General features: G+C 63.2%; 3 protein-coding genes. All 3 read left to right on the top strand.

Annotated features, from left to right (window positions below):
- Positions 1-18: 18 nt before the first annotated feature.
- The 3 genes from U9R81_RS18145 to U9R81_RS18135 all read left to right on the top strand — a co-directional run bounded on the left by U9R81_RS18145 (position 19) and on the right by U9R81_RS18135 (position 8,602).
- The gene (locus U9R81_RS18145) at positions 19-2,526 is read left to right on the top strand and encodes a putative baseplate assembly protein (protein ID WP_416180991.1); all 2,508 of its coding nucleotides are present in this window, start codon (positions 19-21) and stop codon (positions 2,524-2,526) included.
- Positions 2,527-2,605: 79 nt separating this feature from the next.
- Positions 2,606-4,774: a hypothetical protein gene (locus U9R81_RS18140; RefSeq protein WP_322496818.1), complete on the top strand. Its 2,169-nt coding sequence runs from the start codon at positions 2,606-2,608 to the stop codon at positions 4,772-4,774.
- Positions 4,775-5,371: 597 nt separating this feature from the next.
- The gene (locus U9R81_RS18135) at positions 5,372-8,602 is read left to right on the top strand and encodes a DUF6519 domain-containing protein (RefSeq protein ID WP_322496817.1); all 3,231 of its coding nucleotides are present in this window, start codon (positions 5,372-5,374) and stop codon (positions 8,600-8,602) included.
- The last annotated feature ends 95 nt before the right edge of the window (positions 8,603-8,697 follow it).

Raw genomic sequence — 8,697 nt, 5'->3', positions numbered from 1 at the left:
CATTATGGAGGGTGGCTCATGACCAATCCCCAACCATCTCCGTGCGGTTGCGACGAGCGTGAGCCATCACCCTCGCCGCATGCCAACCCGCCCGGCCAATCTGCGCTGCGCTACCGGCTCGGCGCGCACCGCTCATTTCTGCGCCGGATGGCGGCACGCTTGTCGCAGCAGGCCACCTCGACCGGCCAGCGCCCGCTCGCCGCGTTGGCTACCTGCGACGCCGCCGATCCTTCGCTTGCCTTGCTCGATGCCGCCGCGACGCTGGCCGATGTGCTGACCTTCTACCAAGAACGGATCGCCAACGAGGGCTTTCTCCGCACCGCGACCGAACGCTTCTCCGTCTTGCAGTTGGCCCGCGCGATCGGCTACGAACTCAAGCCCGGCGTCGCTGCCTCGGTCTATCTTGCCTTTACTCTCGACGATACCCCTTTCTCTCCGGCAGAGACGGTGATCCCTGCCGGCGCCCAAGTGCAGAGTATCCCGGCCAAACAGGGTGAACTGCCACAGACCTTCGAGACCAGCGTTGAGTTTGTCGCGCGCAAGGCGTGGAATGCGCTGCGCCCGCGCCCTACTCGGCCCCAAGACCTGAGCAAGGGTGCGACGACGCTCTATCTGGCTGGGGTTGTGACGCGCTTGCAGGCGGGTGATTATCTGCTGTTGGTTGGCGCCGAACGCGAGCGTGATCCCGGCAACGAACGATGGGATCTGCGCCGGGTGCTGTCGGTGCAGACCTATCCTGATGCTGCCGGTGGTTATACCGTCGTCACATGGGCGCCCGGCCTCGGCTCAAACCGCCCGTCTATGCTGCCGGCGGCTCAGCCGCAAGCCTTTGCCTTCCGCCGCAGCGCGCGCCGTTTTGGCTTTAACGCGCCCGATTGGCGGTTGATGCCGGTAGAGGTGAAGCGGTCGTATGGCGGCACGGCCAACGAATGGCCCGGTTTTGCGATCGATGGCAGCCAGCGCCATATCGACCTCGATACCGCTTATCCCAAGATTGTGCCGGGCAGTTGGGTAACGTTGCTTACTCCCGGCTACGCTGAACTCTACCGCGTGACCGGCAACGAAACCGTGGGTGTCGCCAATTTTGGTCTCTCTGGGCAGGTCACGCGCCTGATTGTTGACACGAATGAGAACATCGCCCGCTTTAAGCGCCGCGAGACGGTGGTGTTGGCCGAGAGCGAACCGTTGCCGCTGGCCGAAGAGCCAATTCCCGATCCGGTCACTGGCAATCAGATCGAGGTCGCCGGTGTGGTGCGAGATTTGGTCAAGGGCCAGCCGTTGATCGTTAGCGGCAAAGTTGACGAGGATGACGAACAGCCCCGCTCGGTGGTTGTCTTTGTCGAGGCGGTCTATCCCAATCCCGGCTTTACCACCATCATGCTGCGCGATCAGGGGTTGGGCGCGACCCGCCTCATCCGTTCGACCACGGCGATCTACGCCAATGTCGTGGCTGCAACCCACGGTGAAACCGTGCCGCTAACCCCGATCGGCAGCGGCGATGGCAGCCAGACCCATCAACGCTTTAAGCTCAAGAAGTCGCCGTTGACCTACATCTCGGCTAGCACCCCGTCTGGCGTTACTTCGACGCTCACCGTGCGCGTCAATGGCGTGGCGTGGCGCGAAGCGCCGTCGCTCTATCTCGCCGGCCCGCACGACGAGCAGTACATGGTGCGCCTCAACGATGATCATTCGGCGACAGTGCAGTTCGGCGATGGCATCCACGGCGCGCGTTTGCCCACCGGCGCCGAAAATGTGACCGCGACCTACCGGTTTGGAATTGGTCAAGCGGGTGAGGTTGGCGCCGGCGCGATTGCCCTGCTCAAGACCCGCCCGCCCGGTGTCCGCAGCGTGACCAACCCGCTTCCCGCTAGCGGGGCCGCCGACCCGGAAACATTGGACAGCGCGCGCGCCAATGCGCCGCAGACGGTACTAACCCTCGACCGGATTGTCTCGTTACAGGATTTTTCCGATTTTGCCGCCGCCTTCGCCGGTATCGGCAAGACGCAGGCATCAGTATTTCGCCGCGGCGAGCAGCTTGTTGTTCATCTCACCCTCGCCAGCGCCAGCGGTAAGCCAATTACGCCGTCCGATCCGCTTTTCGCCAGTCTGCGCAACGCGATCGATACCGTGCGTGATCCCACTGTGACTGTCGAACTGGCCAGTTTCATCCCGCTGACGTTTCGGCTCAAGGCGACCGTCCGTTACGACGCGCGCTATCTCGCTCCCGATGTGGAAGCGGCCATCGCCCAAGCGTTGTTCACGGCGTTCTCCTTCTCTCAGCGCGATTTTGCCCAACCGGTGACTGCCGCTGAAGTGATTGCTGTGATGCAGCCGCTGGCCGGGGTGATCGCCATCGATCTCGACCAACTGGCGTATGCCAGCGGGCGCACCGGTGCGCATCCCACCCTGTTGGCCGCCTCACCAGCGCGGCAGGCGGGCCACGCTATCATCCCAGCCGAATTGCTGCTGCTCGATCCCGCCGGGGTCGAGTTGGTGATGCATGCAATTGAGATGGTATCTCCGTGATCGCCGGTGTTGTCTTCTCTGCTGGCCCAGCAGCACCCTTGCTGCCACCCAGTGGGAGAGAGTAGGGGGAAGAAATCCTATGAATATATCGCCCCGCGACCGTCTGTATGAACTCCTGCCGGCCCTCTACCGCGCCCGCGATGCCGAGCGCGGCGAGCCGCTGCGCGCGCTGCTCGCGATCATCGGCGAGGAGTTGGCCCGGATCGAAACCGATATTGCCGATCTGTACGCGGACTGGTTTATCGAGACTTGCGCCGAGTGGGTGGTGCCCTACATCGGCGATCTGCTCGGTGTGCGCCATCTGCGCCAACTGTCTGAAGTGGCCGATTTTAGCCAGCGCGCTTATGTCGCCAATACGCTGCGCTACCGCCGCCGCAAAGGCACTGCCCCCGTGCTCGAACAGTTGGCCCGCGATGTCACCGGCTGGCCTTGCCGCGCCGTCGAGTATTTCGAGCGGCTGGCAACTACTCAGCATCTCAACCACGTTCGCCTGTACAGCCTAGCCACCGCCCCGTTGCGCAACGCCAACGCGCTCGAATTGACCGGCGGCCCGCTCGAAACCGTCAACCATACCGCCGAAGTGCGCCGGATTGGGTCTGGCCGTGGCCGTTACAATATCCCCAACCTTGGCCTGTTTTTGTGCCGTTTGCAGCCCTACACGGTGCAAGGCGTTTCGCCGCAGCCAGCGAGCAACCCGCCCGATGGCCGCTACTTCTTCAGCCCGCTCGGCAACGACATCCCGCTTTTTAATCGCCCGCGCACCGAGATCGAGATTACCCAGCTCGCTGCCGAACCCGATCTGCCGTTGCCGTTGCGCCGTCGCGCCCTCTACGACGATCTTGAAGCGGTGCGCGCCGGGATTGCCGCCGGTCGCCCGGTCAAGAGCAACTATCTCGATCCGGCCCGTCCTGCCTTCCAGATCGCCGTCCCCAACGGTACCGGACGGTTTGTCCCGATCCCCGTCGCCGAGATCCTGATCTGCGATCTCGGTGATTGGCGGCGCCCGCCAGCCAGCAAGACCTACGCTGGCCAATCGCTGCCAATTCGGGTCGCGGTTGATCCGCAGCGCGGACGGCTTGCCTTCCCCGCTAACGTTGTGCCGTCTGATCTGATGGTCAGCTACACCTACGGCTTCGCTGCTGACATTGGCGGTGGCCCCTATCCCCGCCGCGCAACGCTCGCCATCGCTGCCCCCGGCGATTTGGCCCTCACCGTTGCCCAACGCGGCGGCGGCGACCATCCGTTGCTTACCGCGGCCATTGCGGCGTGGCAAGCGTCATCTGCCACCACCGGCGTCATCACCGTGCTCGACAGTGCCACCTACGCCGAAGATCTGGCGATCACCATGAATCCCGGCCGGACGCTCGTGATTCAAGCCGCCGATGGCCGACGTCCGCTCATCCGCCTCACCGATCGCCTGCGCATCACTGGTAACGGCGATCGGGCGTCGCTCACCCTCAATGGCTTCTGGATCGAGGGCGGGATCGATCTGGCCGCCGGTAGCCTCGAACGGTTAGCCATCCACCACTGCACTCTCGTGCCCGGTTGGCGCCTCGACCTAGCCGGCAACCCCCAGTTTCCCAACCGGCCCAGCATCCACGCCGTCGCGCCCAACCCTGATTTGCGCCTCGAACTGGCCCGCAGCATCAGCGGCGCGGTGCATATGGCGGAAGATTCGGACGGTCTGATTGCCAGCGATGCAATCCTCGACGCCTTCGCGCCGGCCGTGCCCGCCTGCGCGGCCTCCAATGGCGAGAGGATCGGAGCGCCGGCCAGTTTTATTCGCTGCACGGTGCGTGGTGAAGTCCGCGTGCGCCAAATCGATCTTATCTCTGAAAGCATGATGCTTGGCCGGGTACTGGTGGCACGCCGCCAGATCGGTTGCACTCGCTTCAGCTTTCTTGCCGCCGGCTCGCGAGCGCCGCGCCGTTTTCGCTGCCAACCCGATCTCGCCCTCGCCGCCTTCGCCGCTGCCCGCAACCGGCCCATCGCTGCTCTCACCACCGCCCAACGAAGCGCCGTAACGCTCTCGGTCACACCATCCTTCACCAGCACCCAGTTCGGCCATCCTGCCTACATGCAACTGGCGCGCTCGTGCCCCGCCGCCATCACCCAAGGCGCTGAAGACGGCGGTGAATTAGGCGTCTTTCACCTCGTGCAACAGACCCAACGTCTCGTCAACTTGCGCCTTGCCCTCGCCGAGTATCTGCGGGTGGGTCTTGAAGCCGGGGTCTTTTTCGCATCGTGACGCCAGCCTGCGCAGCTCGTTCAGACCAACGATGTGCAACCGTAAAGGTATGAGTATGGCTTCCTTCATAACCCAACAAACCTCTCTGCGCCCTTCGCGCCTTTGCATTGCTATGTGTTGCGTCCTCTGCGTTGGCCCTCACCCCCCATCCCCCTCTCCTAGCGGGAGAGGGGGCGCTGCTCGCTCCCGCCCTCGGAGGGTTGAGGGGTGGACAGAACGTTTGATCAAGTCCAACTATCGATCGTTGTGCGATGCCGTAAAGCCCCGTGCTGCGCTCCCCATCACCTCTCCCCCAGCGGGGGAGGGGCAGGGGGTGGGGGCATCAGCCCGCGCAGCGGGCTTCGTAACCCTTGCCCGGCCCTTTAGGGTCGGGTTCCAGACCGATGTTCTGTCCGCCTTTGAACCTCGGAGGGGGAGGGTTGGAGAGGGGGCAACTGGCTGCTACCGCCGAGCACGCTGCAGGTGCGGGGGATGGATCCCATTCCTACCGCTTTGCGCCCTCTGCGCCTTTGCCCGCTTTGCGTTTCTGCCTCGTTTGCTTCTCTGCCTCGTTTGCGCCTTTGCCCGCTTTGCGTCTCTACCCTAAAGGAGCCTTGTATGCGCGGTGATTTCACCCGATGGACATTCGACCGCACGAAACACTACAGTGGCGTGCTCAATCAACAGGGGCGCGTCGCCCTCGATGCCGATTGGAACGAGCAACTCGCGATCGATCTCGCCGATGAGCGCGTGGCTCGCACCGATCTGATCGGTCGTTGCGGCGGCCCGCAGGGCCAAGCCGGCTTCGACATCGTTGTCGCTGGCAGCACGCTCAACATTACCGCCGGTCGCTACTATGTCGCTGGCATCCGCGTCGAGAACGAGCAGACGGTCGCCATCACCGCTCAACCTGATCTGCCCGTCGCCACCCTAGCGCAGGTGGCTGGCTTGGCCGCCAATGCAACGCTGCCCGCCGGGGTCTATCTCGCCTATCTTGATGTCTGGGAACGGCATGTCACCGCGCTTGAAGATGCTGCTATCCGCGAAGTCGCGCTCGGTGGCCCTGACACCACGACCCGCTTGCAAGTGATGGCGCAAGTCAAGCTGTTGCGCGTTGACGATCCCGGCGCAACCTTCGACTGCGCCGCGCCCAACGCGGCGTGGGATGCGTTGCTGGCCGGCAGTAGCGGCATGCTCGAAGCTCGCGCCGAACCTGACCCAACCGTCAATGATCCCTGCGTCGTGCCGGCCCAAGCCGGCTATCGCGGGCTAGAAAACCAGCTCTATCGGGTTGAAGTGCATCGGATCGTCTCGCCCACCCGTATCGCGCTCAAGTGGTCGCGCGAAAATGGTTCGGTGGCAGTTGGCTGGAGCGGGCAAGATCCGCTGAATCCCAATCGCTTGACTGTCGCCAGTACTGGCCGCGACGAGGTATTGGGTCTCGCGCCCAACCAGTGGGTCGAGCTGACCGATGATGCGCGTGACAAGCGAGGTGAACCGGGGCTGCTGGTCAAGTTGCTGCAAGTCGAAGACAATATTGTCACCATCGATCCGGGCGGGCAAACGATCGCTTACAGCGCATTCGGCCCCAACCCCAAACTGCGCCGCTGGGATATGCCCGCCGATACCGGCGAGGTGATCGTTACCACCAACGCGGCAGCATGGACCGACCTCGAACAAGGAGTGCAGATCCGGCTCAAGAACGGTACGTTCCGTCCCGGCGACTACTGGCTCATTCCGGCCCGCACCGTCACCGGCGATATCGAGTGGCCGCGCTCTGGCAACCAACCGGCGCCGCAGCCTCCGCATGGTACCCACCACGCCTATTGCAAATTAGCCCTGCTCGACTTTAATGGCAGTGTATGGACGAAACGCAGCGACTGTCGCCGGCTCTTTCCGCCCCTGACTGAACTGATCCAGTTCTATGCCGTCGGTGGCGAGGGTCAAGAGGCTCTCCCCGGCGCGACTCTCGCCCAACCGCTGCAAGTGGCCGTTACCAACGGCCAGCAACCGGTCACCAATGCCCGCGTGCGCTTTCGGATGGTTCCCCAAACCGCTGCCGGCCAACTCACTGCCGGCGGCGCCAATGGCAAGAGCGTTGATGTGACTGCCGGCCCAAACGGCATCTACTCCTGCCAATGGCAACTTGGCCCTGCCGTCCAGAGCCAGCGCGTCGAAGCTTTCTTGATCGAGATCGACGGCAAGCCATTTCTCGATAGCGCCGGCGAACCGGTCTTGCCGCGTGTCTTCTTCAACGCCAATCTCAGCCGTGCCAGCCATGTCGCCTATGATCCCGGCGTGTGTCCCGATCTAGCCAATGCCCGCACCGTCCAAGAGGCGCTCGACATCCTCTGCCAGCGGCCTCGTGGCGGCGGCTGTTGCGTAAGCGTCGGTGACGGCGGCGAGTTTCCCGATCTCGAAACAGCTCTCAAAGAGTTGCTCGCTCGCGGCGAGCGTCGCATCTGCCTCTGCTTGCGCGCCGGTCGTCACACAGCCGGGAGTATTCGCCTCGACCCGGCGCCCGCTAACGAACCGTTCGTGCTCGAAATCAAAGGCTGCGGCCCGGCCACCAGTGTGCGCTTGGCCGGCCCGCTGTGGTTGAGAGGGTTTGATTCGGTGACGCTGCGCAATCTCGCTCTTGATATTGCCTTCATCCCCAAAGCGGGGACGGCGGCCCTCTCGTTTGATCGGTGCCTGCGGGTGATCATTGCCGATTGCGCGATCAGTGGCTTCACCCTGCCGGGCCGGCTCAATCAAGAGCAATTCATTGATGGCAGCGCCCTCGTTGCCATCACCGGCGGCGATAATGTGCGGCTGAGCGGCAATGCCTTCACCGCGGCAGTGCCCGACCGCACCTTCCCGCCATTGCGCAATCTCTTCGCCAGAGCCCAAATCCCGCTGCTCGCCGATCTCTTCGCCGATGAGCGGTTGGTGCTTGCACCCGAATGGCACGAGCCGGCGGTCAAGGCCGCAGTAGAACTCACCCAACTAACGCTTGATCAACGCGCACTCTTGCTCCGTGAATTGCAAGAGCCGCTCCAAGAAATGATCGAATCATCTCCCCTTGCCGAGTTGCTCCAACTTCACAAGCTGGGATTTGCCCTCAACCAAGCCGAAGCCAGCGCTATTGTCTTGCTCGACATTCTGTTCGATCTGCGCGCCGCCGCGGTCAAATCGCGCCCCGGCGCCGCGCTCATGCTGCACCGGCGGCGCGCCGTCAATGAAGAGAACCTCGGCGCGATCGTCGAGCAGATCGACGAAGACGATCTGGTGGTGCTCGAACACAATCGCATTGACGGTATCGTTAGCCTGTACGGCATGCCCGCGCCGGTCGAACTGGTTGCGTCACGCGCTGCCAATCTGCTTCAGCTCGATCGACAACCCAACGCACCGGGCGGATCGCGGATGACGATCAATGCCGCGTATATGGGGACGGTGCAACTGCGTGGTAATCATCTCGTTAACCTAAGCATTGGGTTTACGTTGTTAGAAGAGATTGTACGCCGGTCAGACGGCGAGGCTACCTTTGCCCTCGATGATGATGTTTGCGCGCGCTTGTTGCTCGACGGTAACGTGATTGAAGGTATCGCCAATCTCACCCTCAGCCGGAATCTCATCGCGCAAGCCAATTCGTTTACCGCCATGGCTGCACCGTGGAGTAGCAGGAGCGGTCGCGGCGCAACCGCCGCTGTTGTTACTGTGGCTTCGCCGGTTTTGGGTTGGTGCCTCGCCAGCGCCGCAACCTTCATCGGCAATCAGGGGTCGGGCCAAGCCCAAAATGGCCGCCTGTTCGACATTTCGCAAATTGCCGAACAGGTCGCCAACGTATTGATCCAAATCACCCCGTAGAGACGCACTGCCGTGCGTCTCCCAACCGCCCGCCGGCGGGCGGGGCAGTGCGGGCGTGAGGGGGGCAGGCGGCGGTGTGCAGACGTGACAACGGC

The organism is Chloroflexus sp., assembly GCF_034435895.1.
Lineage (GTDB): Bacteria > Chloroflexota > Chloroflexia > Chloroflexales > Chloroflexaceae > Chloroflexus.
The sequence above is the reverse complement of the archived record's forward strand: the minus strand, read 5'-3'. Positions and strand labels throughout refer to the sequence as shown.

Bases quoted from the DNA above. Each gene is read 5' to 3' on its own strand.
- U9R81_RS18140 (WP_322496818.1), top strand. From the start codon at position 2,606: ATGAATATATCGCCCCGCGACCGTCTGTATGAACTCCTGCCGGCCCTC.
- U9R81_RS18135 (WP_322496817.1), top strand. From the start codon at position 5,372: ATGCGCGGTGATTTCACCCGATGGACATTCGACCGCACGAAACACTAC.
- U9R81_RS18145 (WP_416180991.1), top strand. From the start codon at position 19: ATGACCAATCCCCAACCATCTCCGTGCGGTTGCGACGAGCGTGAGCCA.